Origin of the sequence: Bosea vaviloviae, from assembly GCF_001741865.1 — a bacterium.
GTDB classification, from domain to species: domain Bacteria; phylum Pseudomonadota; class Alphaproteobacteria; order Rhizobiales; family Beijerinckiaceae; genus Allobosea; species Allobosea vaviloviae.
Genome location: NZ_CP017147.1, coordinates 4084380 through 4109524 on the forward strand (window position 1 = coordinate 4084380; position 25145 = coordinate 4109524).

Consider the following 25145-nt stretch of genomic DNA (forward strand, 5'->3'; position numbering starts at 1 on the left):
GCAATAAACCGCGTCCCAAGACATGATCGCGGCGCTATGTCAGCACGCTGCCGGGCAAAGCGTATCAATGCTATCGTCCGCATGCCGCCATTTCATTCCGCTTTGTTGTAGGTTTCGTCCCAGATTCGCTGAGTGAATGATTGTTAGGTCTGCGGCCACAAAATGGATCAGAGATGGGCAAGCCTACTGACGGAAAGCTCGAAAAAACCCCGGTGACCGTAGGCGAACGCGGGCAAGCGGCTTCAAGTGTTCGAAAGCTTGCGCGCTGGCTGGCGATGCTGAGCTCAATTGCGACGCCCTGGCGCGCCCTCAGCTTGGAGCGCAAATTCTTACTCACTGCTACGCTAGCAATCGTTTTATCGATGATGACGTTAGGTTACTGGGTCGAAAAACGAATCCGCGTGGGTTGGATTCAGGGCATGGCGGAGACTGGCGCTCTCTATCTCGAGGGCTTTCTGGCGCATCATGTCCAGACGCTCGAAAATTCCCGGATCTTGCCCGCAGCGAGCCGAACCGAGATCCAAAATTTGCTGTCCGATACCCGCCTTGGCAATCGGGTCGCGATTATAAAGCTTTGGGACCTCGATGGAAATCTTATATACAGTACGAACAATTCAGATTCGCACGAGAAACTTCATAGCGGCTACATCGAGCGTATTAAAGGCGGGGAAGTTGTTGTCGATGAGAATACTGATGATCATATTTCAGAATTAAGATCTATTAATATTACTCCGAGGCTGATTGAAATTTACGCTCCGATTTACAAAAGAAATTCCAATAATATAATAGCTATCGGAGAATTCTATGAGTATGATAAATTTTTAAAAAGCGAGATAAAAAGTGTAAAATATGGAACATGGTTCTTGATATTTAATGTTTCAGTTATAATTATTGTGCTTTTACATATAATCGTAAGTAAAACTGGCAAGACTATCGGAGACCAACGAGAATTGTTGGAATCCAATTTTGCTCGCGCGGCCGAATTGGCAAAGCGAAACAACGCCTTGCGGCGCGCAGCAGACCGCGCTCGGCTGAATGCGACGGTCTTGAACGAAACATATCTCGCCAGCGTTGGCGCGGATATCCATGACGGGCCCATTCAGATTCTTAGCTTGATGATGCTCAAACTGCCTGATGCCACCCCGAACGCAACTCGACTTGACGAGCTGGGCATGGTGCGGAGGGATCTGGAGCCCCTGATCCAGCAAACGCTTGCAGATCTGCGTAATCTCTCCGCTGGGCTGGTGCTTCCCGAGGTCGAGAATCTATCCCCGACGGAGACGATAGATCTGGCGATCACCCGGCACGAACACCAGACGGGAACCATGGTCCTGCGCGATCTCGAGGATTTACCCGAGCGCGTCTCGCGCGCCATCCGGGTCTGCGCTTATCGCGTTGTTCAAGAGGCCCTCAACAATTCCTACAAACATGCAGGAGGCCAAGGGCAGCGGGTGTCGGCGCGTCTCACCGGCAAGATGCTGGAGATCGTGGTGACCGATACTGGCATCGGTCCGACGTTGCAACGCCACTATCCCGCGCGCAGCACGAAGCTCGGTTTGCAAGGCATGGACAGTCGCGTCAGGGCGCTCCGCGGCAGCCTGATCATCGCACGGCTGGACAACGGCGGGACCGAAGTTCGAGCAACTCTGCCGGTGCGTTCCTAAGACCGGCTTATATCGACTTCTGCGGCCGCGGCGAAACGCGCATGCCCTCAAAAGCTGTGGGATTGAGCCTCTGCGCTGCGATCACCACTTCCAATCTATTGCGTGCCTTCAGCTTCTGCATGAGCAGCGTCATATAGCCCTTCACGGTCTTCTCGCTAAGCGACAATGCGCTGGCAATTTCTCGGTTCTGCTTGCCGCACAGAAGCAGCCTGACGATCTGATCCTCCCGAACGCTAAGCTTTGCGCTCTGCGCTGCCTGTCTGTCCAGCGCCTTGCCCTGCAAGGCGCTGATCACTTTGGCGGCAAAGCAGGGAGTAATGTAAATCTCGCCTCGACACGTCGCCTCGATAGCCTTGATGAGGTCATCGGCGCTGCTGCCTTTCAAGACATAGGCCTTGGCGCCAGCCTCGAGAGCCTGAATGGCATGGTCCGTGTTCGTCGAGGCCGTGAATACGACAATTTTCATATCCGGCGCTGTTTGTGCCGCATCCTTAATCGCCCGAAATGCATCTCCCGGCATATTCAGATCGACTATCATCGCGTCCGGTCGGTGTTTTTCTGTAATCGAATAGATATCGCTCGCATCTGATCCGGCTGCGGTCAACGAAAACCCGACTTTGCGCTGCATAAGTGCCACAAGACCTTCCATTAAGAGTGGATGGTCGTCGACAACCGCGATCGATATTTTTCTCATCGCCCCCTCGGCGTTTTAGCTTTCATTGATGGTGCCGTATTTATGAGCAACTGTAAATATGGTGTTGAACGGCGGCTTAATTGTCCAGCTCGGTGGGAATGCGCCACGAAGTACCTCTTTATTGCCATTGGCTACCTCAGAGTAACAAGAATTAAACTTGTTAATCTTGAAGCCTGGCATAGGCTGTTGTTGTTGCGCTATGTTTCCATGCCGCAACGCCGAGACCAGCGGATTCATGACGGCGAATATTGACCATCGGCCGAGAAAAATCGGTTGGCAACGCGCCCCGCGCGAACCTTCGCTTGTCGAAGCCTTCGCCTCGGTGCCGTTGGCCCCCGGAGCGACATCGTGGCGTAGGTTTCTCGCCTTTCTGGGCCCCGGATACCTTGTCGCCGTGGGCTATATGGACCCTGGAAACTGGGCGACGGCGGTCGCCGGAGGATCCCGCTTCGGCTATGCGCTTCTCTTCGTTGCTTTGCTTTCGAATGTCATGGCGATCGTCCTGCAAGCGCTTTGCGCCAGGCTCGCGATTGCGACCGGCCGCGATCTTGCGCAGGCCTGCCGGGACGCCTATCCGCCCTGGATCAGCGTACCTCTTTGGGTGCTGGCGGAACTGGCGATTTGCGCGACCGACCTCGCCGAGGTGCTTGGAACAGCGATCGCGCTCAATCTGCTCTTCGGCCTGCCGATCGAGATCGGCGTGGTACTGACCGCGCTCGACGTTTTCGTCGTGCTTTGGCTACAGAACAAGGGCATTCGCTGGATCGAGGCTTTCATCATCACACTGCTTGGCGTGGTTGCCATTTCCTTCGCCATCCAACTGGCCATGGCGAATCCGGACTGGCGCGGAGTGCTAGGCGGCTTTGCCCCAAGCCGCGTGATCCTGACCGACCCCGATATGCTTTATCTGGCGCTCGGCATCATCGGCGCAACCGTCATGCCGCATAACCTTTATCTCCATTCGGGCATTGTCCAGACTCGCGCCTACGGCCGCGAGGAGCGCGACCTCCGCGAGGCACTTCGCTTCGCGACGATCGATTCCAGCGCCGCCTTGCTCTTCGCCTTTCTCGTCAACGCCTCGCTGCTCATCGTCGCTGCGGCGACATTCCACTCCGCCGGCCAGACCCAAGTGACCGAGTTGGAGCAGGCCTATAAGATCCTTACGCCGCTTCTGAACAGCGCAACTGCGCCGACACTCTTTGCGATCGCGCTCCTGTGCTGCGGCATTAACGCCAGCGTGACGGCGACCATGGCCGGGCAGATCGTGATGGAGGGCTTCATCGAGATCCGCTTGCCAACATGGCTGCGGCGCCTGGTAACCCGCCTCGTCGCCATTCTGCCCGCAGTGATAGTGCTGCAATTTTACGGCAATACCCGCACCACGGACCTCCTGATCTTGAGCCAGGTCGTATTGGCCCTGCAATTGCCGTTCGCAGTGACGCCGCTGGTGTTGCTAACAGCTTCACGCAAGAAGATGGGGGCTCTCGCACCGCCGCTCTGGCAGACAGGGCTGGCCAGCGCGATAGCGGTTATGCTGATCGCGCTCAATCTGACGCTTGTCACGGGCATGGTGTTGCGGTGATACGCACTGCCCTCCCGGAAAAACCGGCTCATCCGGCGGGAGTGGACCGATATCAATCAGGTCGAGCTTTTGAACCGGGTCGTGTTTCAGACATCAACCAGGTTGGGAAGCGACGGCCCGGCGCTCTGAACTTTGCAATCGATCAGCGGAAGAACTCTGCCATACGCGCAGCCTGCCGAGGGCTGGTCGAAGCGTCCGCTCGAACTGTTCGGGATCGCCAAGGGGGTCGCAGCGGGCGCGGTGATCGACCGGCTGCTGGATCTGGTCCGGCTGCCGCGCAGCTATCGCACGCGCTATCCGCACCAGATGTCGGGCGGGGAGAAGCAGCGCATCGGCATTGCACGTGGCCTTGCGGGGCGGCCGCGATTCACCGTCTGCGACGAGGCGGTCTCGGCGCTCGATGTGTCCGTTCAGGCCGCCGTGCTGAACCTGCTCTCCGATCTGCGGGCGCAGTTCGGCCTGTCCTATCTGTTCATCTCGCACGATATCGGGGTGATCGCGCATATCTCCGACCGGATCGCGGTGATGTATCGTGGCGCCATCGCGCAGCAGGGCGAGGCGGCTCAGCTCCTGCGCGGCCCGCACCACCCCTATACGGCGTCGCTGCTGTCTGCCGTTCCTGTCGTGGGCACGGCAAGGTCGCAGGCTGGCAACCGCATCAGGCTGGCCGAGAACGCCATGGCTGCCCCCGGCGAAAAGGGCTGTTCCTTCGCCTCGCGCTGGTTCCCCGCGCCTGTCTCATTCGTCACCGCCAGCTGGAAAGCCTGCGATGAACGGAGCTTTTCGATCGGGCGCTCGCGGCGAGCCGGACAGCCGTGGGACAAGCCCGACCATGACGAGAGTCTGCTGTTTACGTCAGGTGCAGACCCATTCGCGCACGGCACATTGCGTGCCTGTCCGCTCGCAGGCCTGCACGGCCTGATCTTCGGCCTCCCGGCGCGTCGGCGCCGCCTTTGCGCTCCAGGGCCTGACCCGGTCGCTCGTGATGCGGTCGCCCTTGCCTTTGGCCATGGCGAATTCCTGGGCCACGGCAGATTTTTGGGCCACGGCAGATTCTTGGGCCACGGCAGGCTCTTGGGCCACGGCGAGCGCGCCACAGTGATGATAGGGAAACCCGGTGCGGTCATCATCGTCCCAATGGCGATGATTGCGGAAGACGCTCACGACGACGCAATCATCGCCTCCAGCCCGCCGGCAATGCTCGAGGGCCAGATCCGCCGCCTCTTGCCGCTTGTCGGCGCCCCAGAAGAAGCCGTGCTTCTCGTTGGCGCTCGCATAGGCGATCGCCGCCCAGATTCCGCTCTCCTTGGTCGGAGGCGGAACAGGCCCCTTGATCGGTCTGGCCGGCAGATCGGCCGCGCCGAGTTGCCCCGAACAGACGAAAAGCACGCCGATCGCGGCAATGGCAGAGCGGAGTGTCATCGCGAGCTCCTTACTGTCGCGCGGCCGAGGCCACGGAGACGACGACGCAGCCAGTCCCGGTCGGGAGCAGCAAGGCGTTTCCGCCATTATTGGCGAGGGCATAGACGGCGATCTGCCCGAGATTGCTGGCGAGCTTGCTGCCTTGCGGGAGAACCGCCGGAATCTCGGCGCATGAGGCGGAGAAGGGCGCCACCCGGACCATCGTGCCTTCGCAGGTCGATTGCGTCGGCGCGGCGAAAACCACGCCGGCGGCCGGCCCGCTATAGGCCTGGGTCGTGTAGCTCATGCCGACCAGGGCCTGCACCGCATGGCTGTCGGCGGATTGATTGTTCCACGACGACTGAACGTCGTATTTGGCGCCATTCGTCAGCAACTCGCCGAGAACGGGGAACACCGTGGAGCAGCTCTTCAAGCCCGCCTGCCTGGCGTGCTGCAGGAAGGGCGTTTCGGGGCGGGACCGGTCGGTCTTGTTCGTTTCCGCGATCGCCGGCTGCGAGATCAGGCCACGGATCGAGGCAAAGTTCATCGAGCCATAGGCAACTCCGCCCAGGGCTGTGATGCCGATGACCGCATAGAGTGCGACCTTGACCCAGCTTCGCCTGGGCTCGATCACGGCGTCGCTGGAGCGATAGCCCTGCTGCCGCGACATGATCCGATCATGAATGGATTGCTGATTCATCGGGATCGCCTGTTCATCTGATCGCCTCGACCGCTTTCGAGAGCCCTTTGAGGGTGGCGGCAAGCGTCACCGTCGCTCCGCTGGTCGTCTCATAAGAGACCTCCGGGATCGCGCTCTTCGCGATCTGCTCGCGCACCGCCGGCCCAACAGGCAGCATTCCGACGCAGACCGCGGCATTGCAGCCGTCGAGCTCAACCTTGACCGGATTGGCCTGGCCCTGAAACCGCAACGCGACCAGTCCGGGGTACTTCGCATCCGAGGTGGTACGCAGGATCATGTAGGGGTTGCCGTCCTTGGTGGCGGCGAGCGACCAGCTGAACGCCAGGCGACCGGCCGAATCCTCGATGGTCTGGGTCACGTTGCAGATCTTCTGCCGCGTCTGCAGGTTTTCGTCGCAGATCAAGGTCCAGTTTTCGAAGGGCTGAGTGATCCGGCGGTAGCTGCCCAGCTTCACATTGGGCGGCAAAGTCACGTCGGAGGGTTTGATCCGGTAATCGGAACCGGTCGGCTGCTGCCCGGCCGAGTGCTGGCCGGACAAGAGCAGGCAAATCATGGCCAACCCGCAAGTCATGGCCAAGCTCATGACCATGGCGGAAACGGATAGGGCGCGCCTGCCAGCCATGCCGCCCTCAGTTCAGCGTGACGCTGACGCCGGCGCCGACGCCCCATTCGCCGCCGGTGGTCGCGCCGGTCAGGTTGGCGCGGACGCGGCCGTTCTCGCTGGTGTAGCCGGCGCCGAAGGCGAGGGCGCCTTCGCCCCGCCAGACGCCGCCGCCGGCCGCCGCGCTGAACTTGCCGGGACGATCGTCGAAGCGCAGCGACGCCGCGGCGAGGCCGACCGCGGCCGCCTGCCGCGCCTCCTGGCGGGCGGCGCGAACCTGCTGGTTCAGCTGGCCGAACTTCTGGTCGGTATAGTTCCTGGCCGCATCGGCCACGGCCCCCATCTGGCTGTCGGTATAGGACTTGGCCTCGGCAACGCCCCGGTTGAGCTGGTTGACGTTGACGGCGTCGGTGCCTTTCACGCCCTCGGCGACATTGGAGATGACGACCGGAGCATTGGGGTCGCCGCCCTGCAATGTGAGGCTGTTCTTCTTGCTGCCGTCGATATTGAGGTCATAGAACACGGCGCTGTTGTTGATCGTGCCGATGCCGCCCTGCACGCTCTCCAGGGCCTGATTGGTCGCATAGAGCTGCGAGCCGTTGATCGCATCGGTGCTGCTCGCGGAGATGCGCCCGGCGGCGAGGTTCGTCAGCGTCCGCTCCGCGCCGACATTGCCGATGCTGACGGTGCCGACCGGGGCGGCTCCGGCGAAATTATAGGTCGTGCCGCGGATCGTGGTGCTCGCGGTCGCGACCGTCGCTTGCGTCGCCGAGTTCCCGCCGAGCGCAACGCTGTTGGCGAAATTGCTGGTCGCGCCCGCGCCGAGCGCCATGGATTGAATGCCGCCCGCCGTCGCATTGGTGCCGAGCGCGACGCCGTCGGCCAGCATGACATGCGCGTTCTGGCCGATGGCGGTTCCGCCCGGCGCGGTCAGGTCGACGATCGCGCCATTGCCCATGCCGATGCCGTTATCGCCGTTGACCACGGTCCTGGGGCCGACCGCGATCGACTCCGCCCCGACGGAAAGCGAGTCCAGGCCGGTCGAATTGGCGTGGAAATACATGCTGGGAGTCGTCGCGACCGAGGCGATGGCGCCCTGGAGCTGGCGGATCGTCACGGCGTCCTGGGCCTGGGTGCCGTCGGCGACATTGGTGATCTGCCGGTAGGAGGTCGTGGTGCCGACCGAGACGGCGCCGAGCAGCGTCTTGTCCGTGGTGTTGTACTGGATGATCGCCGCACCCGCCGGCAGCGTGCCGGTGAGGGGCGCCAGCGCGCGATTGGCGATCGAACCGGACCCGAGCGCGACGCCGCCCAGGATGGTGGCCTGGCTGTCGCGGCCGAGCGCCAGCGAATTATCGGCGACGGCGGTCGCCTGGTAGCCGACGGCGGTCGCCGCGATCCCCTGGGCGAAGGAATCGGTGATCGCAAGCGTCCGGTCATTGGTGCGGACATAGCGGATGCCGTCGCCATTGGCGTCGGTGTAGACGGTCGAGACATTGCCGGCGATATTGTTGACCGTCGTGCCGAGCGTGGCGATGTCGGTCGAGTTGACCGTGACCTGCTGGTTGGTCGCGAAGAGCTGCGAGCCGTTGACCGCATCGGTCGAGGCGGCGGTGAGCCGCCCGGCCGCGACGTTCTGGATCTGGCGCTCAGAGCCGGCCGAGCCGACCGAGAAGGCGCCGGCCGGGGCTGCGCCGGCGAAGCTATAGGCCGTGCCGCCGATCGTCGCGCCCGCCACCGCCGTCGTCGTGCCCGAGACGGAATTCAGGCCGATCGCGACGTCGCCGGTGTTGGTCGCCACCGCATTGGGGCCGATGGCGACGGAATTCGTTCCCAGCGCCTGCGAATCCGGCAAGGTCGAGTTGGCGTGGAAGTATTTGATGCCGCCGCCGGTGTTGATGTTGGTGACCGAGCTGGCGAGACTGTCGATCGACTGGTTGGTCGCAAAAAGCTGCGAGCCGTTGATCGCGTCGGTCGAGGAGCCATTGATCCGGCCCGCCGCGACATTGGTGATCGTGCGCTCGGCCCCCACCGCGCCGACGCTCACGGTCGAGCCCGGCGTCGTGCCGGCGAAATTATAGGTCGTGCCGTTGATCACGGTGCTCGCCGTGCCCACCGCCGTGCCCGAGACCGAGCCCGAGCCCAAAGCGATGTCGCCGGCATTGGTGGCGACCGCGTTGGGACCGATCGCGACGGAGTTCGTCCCCAGCGCCTGCGAATCCGGCAAGGTCGAGTTGGCGTGGAAGTATTTGATGCCGCCGCCGGTGCTGATGTTGGTGACGGCAGCGCCGATGCTGTCGACGGCCTGGTTGGTCGCATAGAGCTGCGAGCCGTTGACCGCGTCTGTCGAGGAACCGTTGATCCGGCCCGCCGCGACATTGGTGATGGTGCGCTCGGCGCCCACCGCGCCCACGCTTACGGTCGAGCTCGGCGTCGTGCCGGTGAAGTTGTAGGTCGTGCCGTTGATCGCGATGCTCGACGTGCCCACCGCTGCGCCTGTGACCGAGCCCAGGCCAAGCGCGATGTCGCCGGCATTGTTGGCGACCGCGTTGGGGCCGATGGCGACGGAGTTCGTCCCCAGCGCCTGCGAATCCGGCAAGGCGGAATTGGCATGGAAATACTTGATGCCGCCACCGGTGGTGATGTTGGTGACGGTGGCGCCGATGCTGTCGACGGCCTGGTTGGTGGCGAAAAGCTGCGAGCCGTTGATCGCATCGGTCGAGGAGCCGCTGATCCGACCTGCCGCGACATTGGTGATGGTGCGCTCGGCGCCGGCCGCGCCGACGCTCACGGTCGAGCCCGGCGTGGTGCCAGCGAAGTTATAGGTCGTGCCGTTGACGACGGTGCTCGCCGTGCCCACCGCCGTGCCCGTCACCGAGCCCGAGCCCAGGGCGACGTCGCGGGCGTTGGTCGCGGTAGCCGCGTCGCCGAAGGCGACCGCGCCCGCAGCGCCCGCGCGACTGAAATTGCCGATCGCCACCGAACCCTGGCCGATCGCGACATTGTTGTTGCCGATCGCGACCGCGCCATTGGCCTGGTTGGCGGCGGTGGCGCTCGCCGTACCGTCGGCATTGGCGATGTTGTTGGCGCCGCCGGTGAAGGCGCCGGTGCCGCTGGCGAAGCTCGGATCGCCGATCGCCACCGCGCCGTCGCCGAAGGCGACATTGCCGGCGCCGATCGCCACCGCCTTGCCGCCGCTCGCGTACGCGCCGGTGCCGATGGCGACGGCGTCGGCGGAGTCCGCAGTGCTGTCGCGTCCCATCGCAATGGCGTTGGTCGCGGATGCCGTCACGTCCGTGCCGATGCCGATAGCGCTCTCCCCACTCGCGCTTGTCGCAAAACTGCTCGAGCCGAGATAGACCGAGTTTACCCCGGTCGCTCTCGTCCCAACGCCGAGAGAGATGGAGTTCTGGGCGCTGGATTGGGCGCCGCGGCCGAGCGCGGTACTGTTGAGTCCGGTGGCGCGGGCTTCACGTCCGACGGCAGTGGAATTGTCGGCGCTGGCTACGGTGCCGATGCCGAGAGCGGTGCTGTCGAATCCGCTCGCATTGGCGGTATCGCCGATGGCCACAGCGCTCTGCGCGCCGGCCGAGGCGCTCACTCCCAGCGCGGTTGCGCGCGCGACGGTCGCGGCAGCATTGTTGCCCACCGCTATGGTGCCGGTGTTCGTGCTCTGCGCTCCTGACCCGATCGCGACCGAGGCGGTTCCGCTCGATGTGGCCGCATTGCCGAGAGCCAGCGCGAAGTCGGCCCCGGCATTGGCGGTGGGGCCGAACGCTGCCGAGCTTAACCCTGTCGCACGGGAACTTGTCCCGATCGCGGTGGCGAAAACGGCGGTCGCCTGGCTTTGGCGTCCGACGGCGAGTGCGTCGTTCGCGGACGCCGTCACATCCGTGCCGATGGCGATGGCGCTCTGCCCAAGAGCACCCGCTCCCACGGCAGTACGCGAGCCGAGAGAGACGGAGTTGATCCCCGATGCGACTGTCCCGAAGCCGACGGCGACGGCATTCTGTTGGCTTGCGTTAGCGGAATTGCCCTGGGCAATGGCATCCACACCCGACGCAGTTGCTTGAAACCCGAGCGCGGTGGCGCGCAGCCCGGTCGCCCGGGTAACAAAGCCGATCGCCGTCGAGTTCGTTCCGTCGGCGCGCGCGTTGAGGCCAAAGGCGGCCGCGCCTGCGGCTGCAACCGAGTTGACGCCAATCGAGCTTGCTGCGTCCCCAAGGGCTTGGGCATTCCCGCCCAAGGCGAGTGCGTTGACGCCGGTCGCGCCCGCGAAGACACCTATGCCTATGGCATTGAGGCCATTGACCCCCATCGAATAGCCGATGGCGATCGAAGCGTTGCCCGTTGCACTGTTAGAGATGCCCAACGCCACGCTGTTCACGCCATTCGCTTGGGCACCGTTACCGATGGCGACGGCGTTGCCGGCTGACGCCGTGCCGCCGCCCGCCTGATATTGCGCCTGGGCCGGCGCGGAGAGGCCGAGCGCGGCCAGCGCGGCCAGGCCGCCGATCGCGCTGGCCGAACGCAGGCTGTCCCCGATGCCCAAGGTCCCGAGACCCATGCCCTTGCGGCTGACCCCGAGCACGCGATGGGCCATGCGCAGCACCGCCATCAGCCGGCGCCGCAGCGAGCGGCTGTCGCCGCCACCTGAAACCCAATTGCCGGCGAAACCGCCGCGGAACCCGCCCCGTGCGCGCTTGTCAGTGCAATTCGTCAGCCCGGTTGCGGTCATCAGCCCAGTTGCTCCTTTGCCCCGCTCGAAAGCTCTCGATGTGCCGCATCGGCTTTGGCGTCTGTGTGATCCGCTTGTTGGTCGGCTTGGTGATCGGCTCGGTCGCGCTGCTCGGCCAGCGCCATTCCGATCTTGGTTCCGTGCTCTTCCGCCAGGTCAAAAGCCCTTTCGACCCATGGCTGGCTGGGTTGCGGAACGGCATGCAAAGCCGCGTGGACGCGCTCGGGCGGCAGCTTGCGCCCGACGAGTTCGCCACAGACATCGAAATGAAGCGCTGGCTCGCGCTCGGCATAGAACGGCGCGCTCAGACCGAGGACGAGACGGGAGAACAGGAAATCGATCTCCGCCACGCTCAGGCGTTCAGAGTATTGATTCTGTAAAGCAGTCCAGGCCGCATCGGACTTCGAACAAATTATTTCAAATTCCGAAGTTATTGTGCCCATATTTTAGCCAGCCGCCGTCCGGATGCTTATCGGAGCTTCCGTTGGGTACTCATGACTACGTTCCCACGTAAAGCGCCAATTCGGCCGCTTTAAGGACACGAAATTAGCGCATTGAATGCATGACCTGAGCAAAGCCGGCCAGAGTTCAGAAAAATCCGGAAAAAATCCGGAAACATCGCAGCGCGCGCAGCCCGTCATGCACGGATCAGGCGGGCGGCATGTGTTGGGCGCATATCTGATCGCGGCGGCCCGCGCGCAAATGGAGCCCTGGGCGGCGGTTTTCTGGAACAAACCGGTGCCAGATCAGAGCCTTGAAAATGCGCCGAGCCGAATCCAGGCAAACCGAATCCAGGGACGTGTCATTCTCGGGTTTGTGCCACGACTGTCCGGTTCGCCGCGAGCGCCCGATCGAAAAGCTCCGTTCATCGCAGGCTTTCCAGCGGGCGGGGGCGAATAAGACAGGCGCGGGGAACCCTTCTCCCGGATGGGAGAAGGGCAGGGATGAGGGCCTGCCGCTGATTGTTGGGGGCGCTACTGTGCCGCAGCGGCGGCTTCATCTTGAAAGCGCAGGAGAAGCGCAGGAGACGATGCGGCGCCGCTTGCGCGATCTGGTTGTCTGGCCTGCCCTCATCCCTGCCCTTCTCCCACACGGGAGAAGGGTTCCCCGCGCCCTGCATCCGGCACTTCGCTTCATTTCGCCCGCGAGGCGAGAGCCGTGCATGATCCGCGCAGGGGCCAAAACACCAACCGGACAGCAGTGGGCTTGACCCGACCATCTCGTAAACCAGAACGCTCTGGTCATGAGTTTCTCGGGGCAAGCCCGAGAATGACGCTCTACGATGGAGCCCTGCCTATCCTCAGCCACCGTCCCCGAAGCGGGCTTCGCGTGCCCCAAAGGCTCTCAACGCCTCGCAGACGACCCCGGCGAAGGCCGCGGCGGCTGGCGACAGGCTGCGGTCGGGCAATTTGCAGCAGGCCAGCACATTCTGCGACAACAGCGGATCCTTGATCTCGACATGGACGAGCCGCGGCCCACCGTCATTCCTTTGCGCCCGCCCCGTCACGATGCTGATGCCGACGCCACATTCGACCAGCGAATGGATCAGCTCGAAGGAATTCGTCTCGACGAGCGGCTGGATCTGCGCATTGGAGCCACGAAACGCGACCTCGAAGATCTGGCGCAGAAACCCCGAGCCATCGGGCAGGATGAGGTTGAAGCCGGCGAGGTCGGCAAGCGTGACCGATGACCGGCCGGCAAGCGGATGATCGGGCGAGGCGACCAGATACATCCTGAGAGAGACGCTCTCCAGGCAGGACAGCTCGACATCAGAGGCAAAATTATAGGCGACGGCGAACTCGATATCGCCGTCCTTCATGCGGGAGACGAGCCCGCGCGTGCTGTCGACCCTGACGCCGAACCTGATGCCCGGATGTGTCTGATTGAATGCCTTGATCGCCCCCGGCAAGATGGAGTTCACCACGACATCGTTGAAGCCGATGGTGACATGCCCACGCTGCAGTCCCTGCAGCGCGACGATTTCATCGTTGGCGATGCGCAGTTCATTGATCGCCGAACGCAGGCGGAACTGCAGGATGCGGCCGGCATCGGTCAATTGCAGCCCGGCCCGCCCGCGCGCCCGTTCGAACAGCTTCACGCCGAGATCGCTCTCGAGATTGCTGACCTGCCGGTTGATCGCCGAGGCCGCAATGCGAAGCGATTCCGCCGCGGCGCGAAAGGAGCCGCGCTCGGCCACCTCGGAGAAGTAGCGCAGCGGGGTCGAACCCACCAATCTGGGAATCACCGGGTGCTCCGATCGTGATGCAACCACTTGGATTTCCATCGGAATTTCACAAGCATTGCGATATGTGACGGCGGCCACCCGCGTCACGGCCCATAGAGGCTGATGACGTAAGGCGACTGCAATCGGCGACTTCGGCGGACCGGCTCAGATGGTTAATGCTCCGAATTTCGAAGCTTTCGCTGACGTTTGACGCCAGGGCCAGATCATTGAGGGCCAGATCATTGAGGGCCGGGTCATCGAGGGCCGGGTCATCGAGGGCCGGGTCATCGAGGGCAAGGTCCGCCAGCATGGTTTCCAGCTTGATGTGTGTCGGCTGAGACGAAGGATGGTGTCATGCAATGGAATGGCGGGCCGCTCAATCCCTTGGAGATCCCGCATCGGGACATCCCGATAACACTCCGCTGCCCCTCGAAGGTCAGGAGCTGCTTCTCCCACCTGCTGCCGAAAGCCGACATGCCCATGATGGGTTTCAGGAACATCCGCTGGGCGTTGGTATTGGCCGCAAGGCTGTCGTTGTGAGTTGGCTTCGGTTTCCCGGATCGTTCATGCGCTCTCCGTCGCTGACCGCGTGATGTTTCGTCCTCGCCAGGACCCGCTGCGCCGGCGCGAGACGCTTGCGATGCGTTTTGAAGGGGTGGAGGAAGAACGTCTCGACAGTGCCCATGGCTTGACTTCCCAGGCAGCTATGTTCTCACTACGTTCGCCTCTCCGGGAACGCAATCGATGTCGTCAGAGCCACTTGAAAAGACCGATCTGGAGGTTTCAGAGCAGGAAATCGACGACGTCCTGGCCGAATTCGACGGGGATGCCCGGGCAGCGATTCGAGCCCTGCTGCATGATCAGGCTGAGTTGATCCGGGATGCGCAGCAGGCGGTATCCCGCGGCTTTATCCGCGGCGCGTTCTCGGCTGGCGCTCGACGCCTGGACGTTGAGGACGAGGTCTGATGGTCCAGACAACCAAGCGCAGCATGTCGCCGGCGTTCGCTTCGAACGGCGTGCCGGCGAGGGCGGGCTGGAATAGATGAACGCCATAACCCCGATCTCCTATCTGGACACGCTGAACCCCGCGCAACGTCGCGCCGTCATTCACGGCGTCGCTTCCAATTTCGCTTCCCCGCTTCTCGTTATCGCGGGTGCCGGCTCCGGCAAGACCAACACGCTCGCCCATCGCGTGGCGCATCTGATGGTCAGCGGCGTCGATCCACGCCGCATTCTGCTGATGACCTTCTCCCGTCGCGCGGCCACGGAGATGGCAAGGCGCGTCGAGCGCATCGCCCGAAAGGTGCTTGGCGATGGCGCCGGCGTCCTGGCGGATGCGCTGACATGGGCAGGCACCTTCCACGGGATCGGCGCGCGCCTGCTGCGTGACTATGCCGATCAGATCGGGCTCGATCCTGCCTTCACGATCCATGACCGCGAGGATGCCGCTGATCAGATGAACCTCGTCCGGCATGAGCTTGGGTTCTCCAAGACTGAAGCGCGCTTTCCAACGAAGGGGACATGTCTGTCGATCTATTCGCGCTGCGTGAATGCGGAGATGCCGATCGAGGATGTCCTTGGCCGATCCTTTCCCTGGTGCGTGGCCTGGGTGGCGGAGCTGCGGGATCTGTTTGCGGCCTATGTCGAGGCCAAGCAGAGCCAGAACGTACTCGATTACGACGACCTGCTGCTCTACTGGGCCCAGGTCATGGCTGACCCTGACCTTGCCGCCGATATCGGCGGGCGCTTCGATCATGTCATGGTCGACGAGTATCAGGACACCAATCGGCTCCAGTCCTCGATCCTGCTTGCGATGAAGCCAGGGGGCCACGGGCTCACCGTCGTCGGGGACGATGCCCAGTCGATCTATTCCTTCAGGGCCGCGACGATCCGCAACATCCTCGACTTCCCCGCGGCCTTCTCACCACCGGCCGAGGTCATCACGCTCGATCAGAACTACCGCTCGACCAGTGCCATCCTGGCGGCAGCCAATGGCGTCATCGACCTGGCAGCCGAGCGCTTCACCAAGAACCTATGGACCGATCGGGCAGCCGGCGCGGCGCCGCAACTCGTCCATGTGCGTGATGAGGCCGATCAGGCTCGCTTCATCGCCGAACGGGTGCTGGAGAACCGCGAGGCGGGATCCACGCTGAAGCAGCAGGCCGTGCTCTTCCGGGCGTCACACCACAGCGGCCCGCTCGAAGTCGAACTGACTCGGCGCAACATCCCCTTCGTCAAGTTTGGCGGCCTCAAATTTCTCGACGCGGCCCATATCAAGGATGTCCTGGCGCTTCTGCGTTTCGTCGAGAACCCGCGCGACCGTGTCGCCGGCTTCCGCATCCTGCAGCTTCTGCCCGGCGTCGGACCGACCTCGGCGCAGCGCGTGCTCGACCACATAGCCCAGGCTTCGGATGCGATTGGGGCCTTGCATGACGCTCCTGCGCCGCCACGCGCCGGTGATGATTGGCAAGGCTTCCAGACTGCCGTTGCCGATCTGCGTTCGGGCGGCTGCGGCTGGCCCGCTGAGATCGAGCGCGCACGGCTCTGGTACGAACCGCATCTGGAGCGCATCCATGAGGACGCCTCGACGCGACAAGCCGACCTTGTCCAACTCGAGCAGATCGCCGGAGGCTACCCGTCGCGTGAGCGCTTCCTGACCGAACTCACGCTCGATCCACCTGACGCGACCAGCGATCAGGCCGGCGTGCCGCTACTGGACGAGGACTACCTGATCCTCTCCACGATTCACTCGGCCAAGGGCCAGGAGTGGAAATCGGTCTTCGTCATGAACGTCGTCGATGGCTGCATCCCAATCGATCTCGGCGCCGGTTCAACCGATGAGATCGAGGAAGAACGGCGGCTGCTCTACGTCGCGATGACACGCGCCAAGGACGATCTGCATCTCGTCGTGCCGCAGCGCTTCTTCACGCATGGCCAGTCCTCGACCGGGGACCGCCACGTCTACGCGAACCGAACCCGCTTCATTCCCAACGGACTGCTCGGGCATTTCGAGCGCTGCGCCTGGCCGCGCATTGCGACGGCAGACGCCGGCCGCACTCCCAGCAATGGGCCGAGGATTGATGTTCGTGCGCGGATGCGAGGCATGTGGCGGTGACGGATCCCCCCCCTGGAAGCGGCCAGCAGGCCGGTCCAGCATCGGGGCAGGTTCATCGGCGATGCGTTCGGTCACTCGGCGCCCCAACGCGCGGGGCCGCCGAGTGACGTACAATAACCAGAGTGGGTTGCGGTCAGCAGAAGCCTGATGATGGCCCTGGCGGCTGCAACTCGAGCTTTCGCTGCCAGGTCAGTTGATCGCTTTGACGCTGGAAAGGATCGAATCGATCGCCTTGCCGTGCTTCGTGCGTTCCTCATCGTTGCCCCAGAGCGTAAGCAGGACAACGCGGTCCTTACCACCGGGCAACATAATGAAATCTACAGTGGTCGGCTCATCTTTGTAGGTCGTCTCGAATTTGTAAATCGTTGCCGTGATGCCGTTCAGGTTCGTTTCGGCCTCGATTGGCTTATTTACTTTAATACCGGTATCTTTCATCCACTTCTGGTTGGCTTCCATCATCGCCTTAACATTCTTGATCGCGGCGAATTCAACAGAAATATAGACATCCTTGTTGGGCGACCAGCCTTCGTACCCGTATTTGACTTCTTTGGTATCCCAGTCGTTGGGGATCGAAACAATTATGGCCGGATCCTTGTCGGGCACGGCAAAATTCTTTGCGAGCACGGGGGAGGCCAGGAGCGACAAAGCTAGCGCAATTGCGGCAGTGCGACGAAATTTCATCTTGATGCGTTCCACATCGCGAGATGCGGGCTGCATCTACGGCGTTCCCCTCATCGCGTTCACTTCGTCCAAGTGCAATGCTTTTTACGTAACTCACTTAACCGACCGCTGGGGCAGGGGCCGCACAAGCCTGAAAAGATCGTCGTGAAGCTGCAACAGGTCGATGTGTTGTTGTCCCAAGGCCGTCCCGTGGCCGAAGCGATCCGAACGATCGCCGCGACGGCGTTCACGTATTACCGGTGGCGCAAGGAGTTCGGCGGCAAGAGGTCTGACCAGTTGAAACGGCTGAAGGACCTTGCGAAGGAGAACGAGCGGCTGCGGAAGGCCGCCTCTGATCTGACGCTTGAGAAGTTGATCCTCAAGGAAGCTGTCTCAGGAAACGACTGAGCCCCGCCCGCCGCGGGCGCTGCATCAACCACGTCATCAAGAAATTTGACGTGTCGGAGCGGCTGGCGTGCCGAGTCCTGCGGCAGCATCGTTCGACGCAAAGCAAGGTGCCAGCGGAGCGGAGTGCCAAAGATCAACATGCTCATCGCGCCCCCCCGCGACCGTGAAGAGCAGCGCATAGGTCAACGCAGCTCTCGGAGTGCCGCTCGCGAATCCGATGGACGCGGCGCGGGGAGGGGGCACCGGTCAACACGCTAGCGGTCCGACAAGGGACCACCCGCATTTCGACGCGGATGTCTTGCTGAAGTGGCGCCCTTGCAGAGGGCGGACCGGATTGCCGGCTGTCGGAAAAACCGAGCGTCGCAGCTTGCCCGGAAAGGAAACGACGCCCGGCAAGCTTAAGCATCGAGGGACGGATTCCGTTGGAAAGCTCCCCGCTCCCCGAAAGCCGCGCAACGGAGGCACCAACTTTCCCGAGGAACTCACCGCCGCCTCCATGGTTTGAATTGTGCCTGGGGGATCAACAGGAGGCTATGTGATGAGGAAGATTATGCTTGTCGCAGCCGTCGCGGTGATTCCGGTGATGGCATTTGCACAGAACCCGCAAGGCGCCCGAGGCGGAGCGACCGGTGGGGCGGCGGCCGGCGCGGTTGGCGGGGCGGTTGTGGGCGGCCCTGTCGGAGCAGTGGTCGGCGGAGTAGGCGGCGCCGTCGCCGGTGCGATCGTCGGCGACAATACCCCACGCTTCAAGACATATGTGTCGGAGCATGAAGTGCCGTCCTACACCTATCGTGAGGATCTCCAGGTGGGCGCCGTGCTGCCCCGGTCTGGGGTGACCTATCGGAAAGTTCCCGCTGAATTCGGAACGAAAGGCTATCAGTACACGGTTGTGAATGACCGCACGGTGATCGTCGAGCCGCGGACCCGCCGCGTCATCCAGATCATCGAATAAATTCCTTCCATTCCGGAATGCCCGCCGCCGCGAGGCGGCGGGCTTAATCCCAGTGGAGATCGATCTCTGTGACTCGGCCCTTGTCTCGCCCGATCGACTTGCTCAGAGCGGCGTTAGTGGCCAGCTTGCTGGTTCTGGCCCTGGGAGATGCGCGAGCCCTGACGGCGGATGAGGTCAACCGGGCGGGGCGCCCCGTTTCCACGAAAGGCAAGATGACGCGGCCCAGTGCGTCGATCGTCAAGGCCCAGACCTTGCTGGCGCGTCAGGGCGTCTCCCCCGGCGAGATCGACGGCCTGGACGGCGATCGCTACCGCAAGGCCGTTGCCCAGTTCCGCCGCCGGGAAAATCTCGGCGACGGCGATGGCATTGACGCGGCTACCTGGCGAGCCCTGCTGGGCGACGCCAGCGCGGACATCGTTTCCGATTATCGTGTGCTCAAAGAGGACGTGAAATCCCGGTTCTCGAGACATATTCCTCACGACTACGCCCGCCAGGCGCGCCTGAAGCAGCTTGGCTACAGAACTCCTCATGAAATGTTCGCCGAACGCTTTCGAATGAGCGAGGGCCTGCTGCGGACGCTCAATCCCGGCGCGCGTTACCGCAAGCGTGATGAAACACTTCATGTCGTCGCGGCGGGACGGACGCCTCCTGCAGCCGAAGCGAGGCTGGTCGAGGCGGACAGGACGAACGGCGTGGTTCGAGCTCTCGATGCGGCGGGCCGGCCGTTTGCGATCTATCCCGCCACGATCGGCAGCGCGGCCACGCCTTCGCCGGAAGGCGAATATCAGGTCGTGCGCGTCGTGAGAAATCCCACCTATCACTACGACCCGGTCAAGAACTTCCAGCAAGGCCGCAACAAGCGCCGGCTGGTGATCGCCAGGGGGCCGAACAATCCGGTCGGAACGGTCTGGATCGAGCTGTCGAAACCGACCTTCGGCATCCATGGAACGCCGGAACCATCGCGGATCGGCAAGACATCGTCGCATGGCTGCGTCCGGCTCACGAATTGGGATGCCGAGGAACTGGCGCAACTCGTCAAGCCCGGCACGACTGTCCGTTTCGTCGAATAGCAGCGCGGCTCGGCTGCCGCAGCCTTCTGGAATTCTCGACCGATCGGGCCTTGCTGTTCGCGCCGGCCCAGGGGCATGACAAATGGGGCGCGACGCGCAGAGTGGTGTCGAAATCGTCGAGGATGATGACAGCCCGGGCGCTATCGTCTCATTTCCGTTCGACGCTGAATGTGTTGCGCGGTTTCGGCTGACCTTCCCGAGAGCGCGCTGGAACGAGCGGCTGCGAGCATGGCGTCTCCCGGGCACGACCGCGGTCCGGCGTGCAACGCGGTGGCTTGAACGTAACCTTCCCACCGCATTCGCCCACGCCGATGAACGCGGGCACGACTCGTTCTCGTTCGAGCCCATCGTCAGCCGCTATTTGTCGGATGCCGAGGATCTCGTGGTGCGAACGCCTTATTCGCGAACGGTCGTCGAGGAGCTACGCGCCGTACCGTGGGCCTGGTGGAACGGCGAGGAAAAGGCCTGGCACGTTCCATTTCGGTCGATCGATGAACTTCGCAAGAGATGGCCGACAATCGAGGCGGCCGCGAAGCGCAATGAACCGGAGGCGAGAAGGCAAAGGCAAGAGGCCGCGAAGTCCGGGCCCGGCCACGAGGAGACCAAAGCCAGGGCGAGCGAGCGGCGACGCCGCCGCTATCCCGTCCTCGCAGGCGTATTGCCGCCGCTGGACACGGTGGTGATGTCCCATGCAGGGCCGCTCGTCATCCTGGAGGTGACCGGAGAGATCGTGCCTGAGCAGACGGCGCACCAGCACTATGTGTGGAGCACGGTTCAGCCTGGCGATCTGGTTTGGACGACGTGGCGGCGTCCGACCCATGACGAGCTGATCAGGACTTGGCCGGCGCGCCACCCTCCCGCGGCAGGCGATCTCAGCCGGGGCTGGTGGCAACCCACTCTCGAGGAATTGCGGGCGGCCAGACGCGCAGCGCGCTCCCTGGAGCGCGCTCGAGAGACGCGAAAGCGTCGCGCCTCATCGCGGGATCGCGCAGGCTGAAAGCATTGTCGGTCGATGAAGATCGCGATTTTCGACGTCAATGGGATCAACGGACGCCTTGCGGTGCTCCTGCCTCTTGATGTGCTGGAAACGAAGCGCCGCCCGGCTTGGTTGCCGGGCGGCGCAGGTCGGATTGCGGAACTTTTCCTACAATCGCGGCAACGCAATGTCGCGCTTGTCAGTCGAAACAGTCGGAACAATCAGCTGCACCCAGTCGTGCTGCCGCAGGTGTTGCATTTCAGGCAGGCGCCATCAACGTCGGAGCCCCGGCGAGCAGGAAGAACGCCGGGCAACTGGAATTGGCGATCCGCCTCGTCAAATCGGTATCCGAGAACCTGACCGCTGCAATTGGCGGGTCGGTTCCGGGGTTGAGCGCTGACTAGCTCCAATCTGATCACGTAGGACTGTGAATTCAGCGGGGGCAGGCATTGTCGGGTTGTTCAGCGCAGGGTCGGGTCGAGGCGGTCGCGCAGCCAGTCGCCGACGAGGCTGACGGCGAGAGTAGTCAGCACGATGGTCGAGGCCGGCGCCAGCATGATCCAGGGCGCGCGGGTGAGATACTCGCGGCCATAGCCGACCATGTTGCCGAGAGACGTCATCGGTGGCTGCACGCCGAGCCCCAGGAAAGAGAGGCCGCTTTCGAGCAGGATGACCTCGGGAAAGGTCAACGTCATCGAGACGATCAGCGTCGAGGCGATGTTGGGCAGGATATGCTTGAGATAGATCCGCGTCGGTGACGCTCCGATCTGGCGCACCGCTCCAGCATAGCCCTGTGCGCCCGCCGAGATGGCGAGGCCGCGCGCGATGCGAGCATAGCGCTCCCAGCCATAGAGCCCCATCAGGCCGATGAGGAGCGGCAGCGCATTGCCGAAGAAGGCCAGCACCGAGAGCGCCAGGATCAGGAACGGCATCGCAGCCTGGAAATCCGCCAGCATCAAGACGAACTGCTCGACCAGTCCACGGAAATGCGCGGCGAGGAAGCCCATCAGCGTGCCCAGAACCGCCGAGATGATGGTGGCTCCGAAGGCGACGAGCAGCGAGATGCGGATCGAGACGATCAACCGCGAGAGCACGTCGCGGCCGAGTTCGTCGGTGCCGAGCCAGTGCAGCGGATGGAAGGGACCAGCCAGCCGGTTGCGCAAGTCATAGGCCGTGAAGCGATAGGGCGTGATCCAGTCGGCGGCGAGCGCGACGACGATGATGATGGCGATCCAGACCAGGCCGAACCAGACGAGCAAGGGGATGCGTTGCCTGCGCCTTGGCGCTGCCTTTTCGGCCGAGGTGGCAGGAACGGAGTTGGCAGCCGTGATGTCGGCCATCTCAATGCGCTCCCGCCTTGGCACCATTGCGCAGGCGTGGGTCGAGCACGCCATAGAGGAGGTCGACGATCAGATTGGCACTGACCATGGTCATCGCGACCAGCAAGAGGATGCATTGCACCACAGCCAGGTCGCGGTTCGAGACCGCCACCACCAGGAGCCGTCCAACGCCAGGCCACGAGAACACGCTCTCTACCACGACGGCGCCAGCGATCAGGCTGCCGACCATGAAGCCGACGACTGTGACGGTTGGCACCGCCGCATTGGGCAAAGCATGGCCGCGCACCACGGCTGCCCAGGGTACGCCCTTGGCGCTGGCGGTGCGGATATAGGACTGGCCGAGCACCTCCAGCATGGCGCTGCGGGTGAAGCGTGCAAGCACGGCTGCGCCGCCGATGCCGAGCGTCAGAACAGGCAGAATGCCGTGGCGCCAGCTGTCCTGCCCACCCGAGGGCAGCCAACCGAGATGAACCGAGAAAATCAACACCAGCACGAGGCCAAGCACGAAGCTCGGCACCGTGAAGCCCGCCACCGCCGTCACCATGACGATACGGTCCATCAGGCTGTCGCGGTGAAGCGCGGCTTGGATGCCGGCGGGGATGCCGATGCAGAGCTTGAGCGCCAGCGCCGGCAAGGTGAGTGCCAGGGTTGCCGGGATGCGCTCCAGCACGAGCTGGATCGCCGGCCTGCCATCGCGCATCGACTGGCCGAGTTCGCCCCGGCCGATGGCGGAGAAGTAGCGCAGATATTGCTGCCAGATCGGATCGTCGAGGCCCCATGCCTTGCGGAAGGCGGCGATGGCCTCGGGCGGAGCATCGACGCTCATGATGATCAGGGCGGGATCGCCCGACATCCGCAGCACGACGAAGGCGAAGGTGACGACCAGCGCCACCGTCAGCGCGGCGCGGGCGAGTCGGATCAGGAAGAAGCGCAGCATCAGCTTGCAGCCTTCAGGAAATTGGCCTGATCATGCGCGACATGGCAAGCGGCCAACCGCCCGTCCGGCAGCGGCATGAGCTTCGGGCTTTCGGCCTTGCAGCGCTCGCGCACGGCGTGGCAGCGCGGGTGGAAGGCGCATCCAGAAGGGCGCGCCGCAGGGTTCGGCGGGTCGCCCTGCAGGACGATGCGCGGCCGGGCGCGCCTGCCTGGCTCCGGGGAGGCCGAGACGAGCGCCTCGGTATAGGGATGCGCCGGATTCGACAGCAGAAGATCGGCCTCGCCCTCTTCGACGATGCGGCCGAGATACATCACCGCGACGCGGTGGCTGACCTGGCGCACAACCTTGAGATCATGGCTGATGAACAGCATGCCGAGACCCAGTTCCTGCTGGATATCGACCAGCAAGTTGACGACTTGCGCCTGGATCGAGACATCGAGCGCCGAGACCGGCTCGTCGCAGACCAGGAGGTCGGGCTTGGTGGCGAGCGCGCGCGCAATCACCGCGCGCTGGCGCTGGCCGCCAGAGAGTTCATGAGGATAGCGCGTACCCTGGTCCGAGCGCAGGCCGACCGATTGCAGGAGGGCCAGCGCCATGGCGTCGCGGCCGCTTGGGTCGCCAATGCCGTGAATGTCGTAAGGCTCTCGGACCTGCTCCAGGATCGACAGCCGCCGGTCGAGCGCGCCGAGCGGATCCTGGTAGATCATCTGCATGCGAGCACGCATCGCGCGCCAGGCCGGGCTTCCACTGGGTGGGATTGCCGTGCCGTTGAACAGCACATCGCCGTCATCGGGCGGCTCGAGGCCAAGCGCCAGACGCCCGGTGGTGGATTTACCCGAGCCGGACTCGCCGACCAGCCCCAGCGTTCTGCCGCGCTCGACGGTGAGGGAGACGCCGTCCACGGCTCGGACATCGACCGAGCGACCGAGCAGGCCCTGGCGCATCGCATAGCGCCGCGCGACACTCCGCGCCTGGAGAAGCGGCGGGGCGTTCATGCGAAGACGGGCTCCGTCTGGCGCTGCGGCTGGACGAGCGGCGGCGTGCGAATGCAGGCGGCGAGACGGCCGGGCGCCTTCAGGTCGAGCGGTGGCAGGCGCATCTCGCAGGCATCGACCCGACATGGGCAACGCGGCGCGAACGAACAGCCAGGTGGCAGGTTCCAAGGCTCGGGCACATTGCCTTCGATGGGGTCGAGCCGGCGGCGCACGCCCTCCAGCGGCGGCAGCGCCGCCAGCAGGCCCTGCGTATAGGGATGCAGCGGCTGCGCGAAGAGCGCGTCGGACTGCGCGGTCTCGATGATCCGGCCGGCATACATCACGCCGACGCGGTCGCAGGTCTGCGAGATCACGCCGAGATCATGGCTGATCAGGACCAGAGCCATGTTGGTCTCGCGCCGGACCAGCGTCAGCAGTTCGAGGATCTGCGCTTGAATCGTCGCATCGAGCGCGGTGGTTGGTTCGTCCGCCACCAGAAGGTCCGGTTCGCCGGCGAGCGCCATGGCGATCATGACGCGCTGGTTCTGGCCGCCCGAAAGCTCATGGGGAAAGGCGTCGAGCCGGCGCGCCGCGTCGGGAATGCCGACGAGATCGAAGAGGCGCTTGGCTTCCGCCCGGATCGCGCCGCCCGAGAGCCCGCGATGCAGCGCCAAAGCTTCGCCGACCTGTTTGCCGAGTTTGATGACGGGGTTCAGCGCGCTCGCCGGATCCTGGAAAATCATGGCGATGCGGCCGCCGCGGGTGGCGTCGAGTAAGGCCGGCTCCGCATTGATCAGTTCGCAGCCCTCCAGCGTGGCGCTGCCGGTGACATCAGCCTTCTTCGGCAGAAGGCCGAGCGCGGCGAGCCAGGTCACCGACTTGCCGCAGCCGGATTCGCCGACGAGCCCGACGGCCTCGCCACGTTCCACGGTGAGGTCGATGCCATGCAGGACCTTGACCCCGTCGAAGGCGACCGCGAGATCGCGGATCGCAACGAGCGGGCTCTGTTTGCCCCTGCCGGCTTGCGCGCTCATGAGCGGATTCCGCCCCGGTTGCCCGATTGGAAGTCCATCACGATGGACTGCGCCGCCCTCCATGGGATGATCGAG

The 25145-nt window shown here is 63.6% G+C and carries 21 protein-coding genes and 2 pseudogenes; 11 read left to right on the forward strand and 12 right to left on the reverse strand.

Annotated features, from left to right (window positions below; translation table 11 throughout):
• The first annotated feature begins 173 nt into the window (after window positions 1–173).
• Entirely contained in the window at window positions 174–1664 is a 1491-nt protein-coding gene (locus BHK69_RS18650) for a sensor histidine kinase (protein WP_148663488.1), read from the forward strand.
• Window positions 1665–1671: 7 nt separating this feature from the next.
• On the opposite strand, the gene BHK69_RS18655 is transcribed toward BHK69_RS18650, so the two are convergent.
• Window positions 1672–2358 carry a response regulator gene (locus BHK69_RS18655; RefSeq protein WP_069691401.1) on the reverse strand — a complete coding sequence of 229 codons (687 nt, stop codon included), beginning with the start codon at window positions 2356–2358 and terminating at the stop codon, window positions 1672–1674.
• Between the two features lie 235 nt (window positions 2359–2593).
• On the opposite strand from BHK69_RS18655, the gene BHK69_RS18660 reads away from it, so the two are divergent.
• Together BHK69_RS18660 and BHK69_RS32180 are read left to right on the forward strand one after the other, a co-directional pair.
• The gene (locus tag BHK69_RS18660; RefSeq protein WP_069693788.1) at window positions 2594–3940 is read left to right on the forward strand and encodes an Nramp family divalent metal transporter; all 1347 of its coding nucleotides are present in this window, start codon (window positions 2594–2596) and stop codon (window positions 3938–3940) included.
• A 306-nt stretch (window positions 3941–4246) separates the two neighbouring features.
• Window positions 4247–4600 (forward strand): annotated as a pseudogene (locus BHK69_RS32180) (peptide ABC transporter ATP-binding protein); the annotation flags it as partial.
• Between the two features lie 195 nt (window positions 4601–4795).
• On the opposite strand, the gene BHK69_RS18670 reads toward BHK69_RS32180, so the two are convergent.
• Genes BHK69_RS18670 through BHK69_RS18685 form a run of 4 tightly spaced genes read right to left on the reverse strand, consistent with a single transcriptional unit; the run spans window position 4796 to window position 11380 of the window.
• On the reverse strand, window positions 4796–5362 hold the full coding sequence (locus tag BHK69_RS18670; protein ID WP_069691403.1) for a DUF4189 domain-containing protein: 567 nt from the start codon (window positions 5360–5362) through the stop codon (window positions 4796–4798).
• A 10-nt stretch (window positions 5363–5372) separates the two neighbouring features.
• Complete coding sequence (locus BHK69_RS18675) at window positions 5373–6041, reverse strand: hypothetical protein (RefSeq protein ID WP_069691404.1); 669 nt, start codon at window positions 6039–6041, stop codon at window positions 5373–5375.
• A gap of 13 nt (window positions 6042–6054) precedes the next feature.
• Entirely contained in the window at window positions 6055–6612 is a 558-nt protein-coding gene (locus BHK69_RS18680; protein ID WP_069693789.1) for an invasion associated locus B family protein, read from the reverse strand.
• A gap of 58 nt (window positions 6613–6670) precedes the next feature.
• Window positions 6671–11380 carry a beta strand repeat-containing protein gene (locus BHK69_RS18685; protein WP_069691405.1) on the reverse strand — a complete coding sequence of 1570 codons (4710 nt, stop codon included), beginning with the start codon at window positions 11378–11380 and terminating at the stop codon, window positions 6671–6673.
• A gap of 38 nt (window positions 11381–11418) precedes the next feature.
• Here BHK69_RS18685 and BHK69_RS32185 point away from each other — a divergent pair, with 38 nt between their 5' ends.
• Both BHK69_RS32185 and BHK69_RS32190 read left to right on the forward strand, forming a co-directional pair.
• Complete coding sequence (locus BHK69_RS32185) at window positions 11419–11760, forward strand: hypothetical protein (protein WP_069691406.1); 342 nt, start codon at window positions 11419–11421, stop codon at window positions 11758–11760.
• Between the two features lie 178 nt (window positions 11761–11938).
• Entirely contained in the window at window positions 11939–12280 is a 342-nt protein-coding gene (locus tag BHK69_RS32190; RefSeq protein ID WP_148663489.1) for a hypothetical protein, read from the forward strand.
• Window positions 12281–12680: 400 nt separating this feature from the next.
• Here the strand turns inward: BHK69_RS32190 and BHK69_RS18695 are convergent, their stop codons facing one another.
• Together BHK69_RS18695 and BHK69_RS32680 are read right to left on the reverse strand one after the other, a co-directional pair.
• Entirely contained in the window at window positions 12681–13625 is a 945-nt protein-coding gene (locus BHK69_RS18695) for a LysR family transcriptional regulator (RefSeq protein WP_158516239.1), read from the reverse strand.
• Between the two features lie 762 nt (window positions 13626–14387).
• Window positions 14388–14657, reverse strand: a complete 270-nt coding sequence (locus BHK69_RS32680) for a hypothetical protein (RefSeq protein WP_158516240.1) — start codon at window positions 14655–14657, stop codon at window positions 14388–14390.
• On the opposite strand from BHK69_RS32680, the gene BHK69_RS18715 reads away from it, so the two are divergent.
• On the forward strand, window positions 14647–16719 hold the full coding sequence (locus BHK69_RS18715) for an ATP-dependent helicase (protein WP_069691411.1): 2073 nt from the start codon (window positions 14647–14649) through the stop codon (window positions 16717–16719). The genes BHK69_RS32680 and BHK69_RS18715 overlap by 11 nt on opposite strands.
• A 189-nt stretch (window positions 16720–16908) precedes the next feature.
• Here BHK69_RS18715 and BHK69_RS18720 read toward each other — a convergent pair whose 3' ends face one another.
• Window positions 16909–17436: a hypothetical protein gene (locus tag BHK69_RS18720; RefSeq protein ID WP_069691412.1), complete on the reverse strand. Its 528-nt coding sequence runs from the start codon at window positions 17434–17436 to the stop codon at window positions 16909–16911.
• A gap of 72 nt (window positions 17437–17508) precedes the next feature.
• Here BHK69_RS18720 and BHK69_RS18725 point away from each other — a divergent pair.
• The 5 genes and pseudogenes from BHK69_RS18725 to BHK69_RS32195 all read left to right on the forward strand — a co-directional run.
• A pseudogene (locus BHK69_RS18725) lies at window positions 17509–17900 on the forward strand (transposase); the annotation flags it as partial.
• Between the two features lie 425 nt (window positions 17901–18325).
• The gene (locus tag BHK69_RS18730) at window positions 18326–18739 is read left to right on the forward strand and encodes a DUF1236 domain-containing protein (protein WP_069691413.1); all 414 of its coding nucleotides are present in this window, start codon (window positions 18326–18328) and stop codon (window positions 18737–18739) included.
• Between the two features lie 116 nt (window positions 18740–18855).
• Complete coding sequence (locus BHK69_RS18735) at window positions 18856–19809, forward strand: L,D-transpeptidase family protein (RefSeq protein WP_148663491.1); 954 nt, start codon at window positions 18856–18858, stop codon at window positions 19807–19809.
• Between the two features lie 82 nt (window positions 19810–19891).
• A complete protein-coding gene (locus BHK69_RS18740) occupies window positions 19892–20806 on the forward strand; it encodes a hypothetical protein (protein ID WP_069691415.1) in 915 nt (304 codons plus the stop codon).
• Between the two features lie 15 nt (window positions 20807–20821).
• A complete protein-coding gene (locus BHK69_RS32195; protein ID WP_148663492.1) occupies window positions 20822–21145 on the forward strand; it encodes a hypothetical protein in 324 nt (107 codons plus the stop codon).
• Between the two features lie 101 nt (window positions 21146–21246).
• On the opposite strand, the gene BHK69_RS18745 is transcribed toward BHK69_RS32195, so the two are convergent.
• From BHK69_RS18745 to BHK69_RS18760, 4 genes are read right to left on the reverse strand one after another with little or no spacing between them, the layout of a single operon-like run.
• The gene (locus tag BHK69_RS18745; protein WP_069691416.1) at window positions 21247–22125 is read right to left on the reverse strand and encodes an ABC transporter permease; all 879 of its coding nucleotides are present in this window, start codon (window positions 22123–22125) and stop codon (window positions 21247–21249) included.
• Window position 22126: 1 nt separating this feature from the next.
• Window positions 22127–23062: an ABC transporter permease gene (locus BHK69_RS18750; protein ID WP_069691417.1), complete on the reverse strand. Its 936-nt coding sequence runs from the start codon at window positions 23060–23062 to the stop codon at window positions 22127–22129.
• Entirely contained in the window at window positions 23062–24057 is a 996-nt protein-coding gene (locus tag BHK69_RS18755) for an ABC transporter ATP-binding protein (protein ID WP_069691418.1), read from the reverse strand. Before BHK69_RS18755 ends, BHK69_RS18750 begins: the two co-directional genes overlap by 1 nt.
• Window positions 24054–25070, reverse strand: coding sequence for an ABC transporter ATP-binding protein (locus BHK69_RS18760; protein ID WP_069691419.1), 1017 nt, complete (start codon window positions 25068–25070; stop codon window positions 24054–24056). Before BHK69_RS18760 ends, BHK69_RS18755 begins: the two co-directional genes overlap by 4 nt.
• Between the last annotated feature and the right edge of the window lie 75 nt (window positions 25071–25145).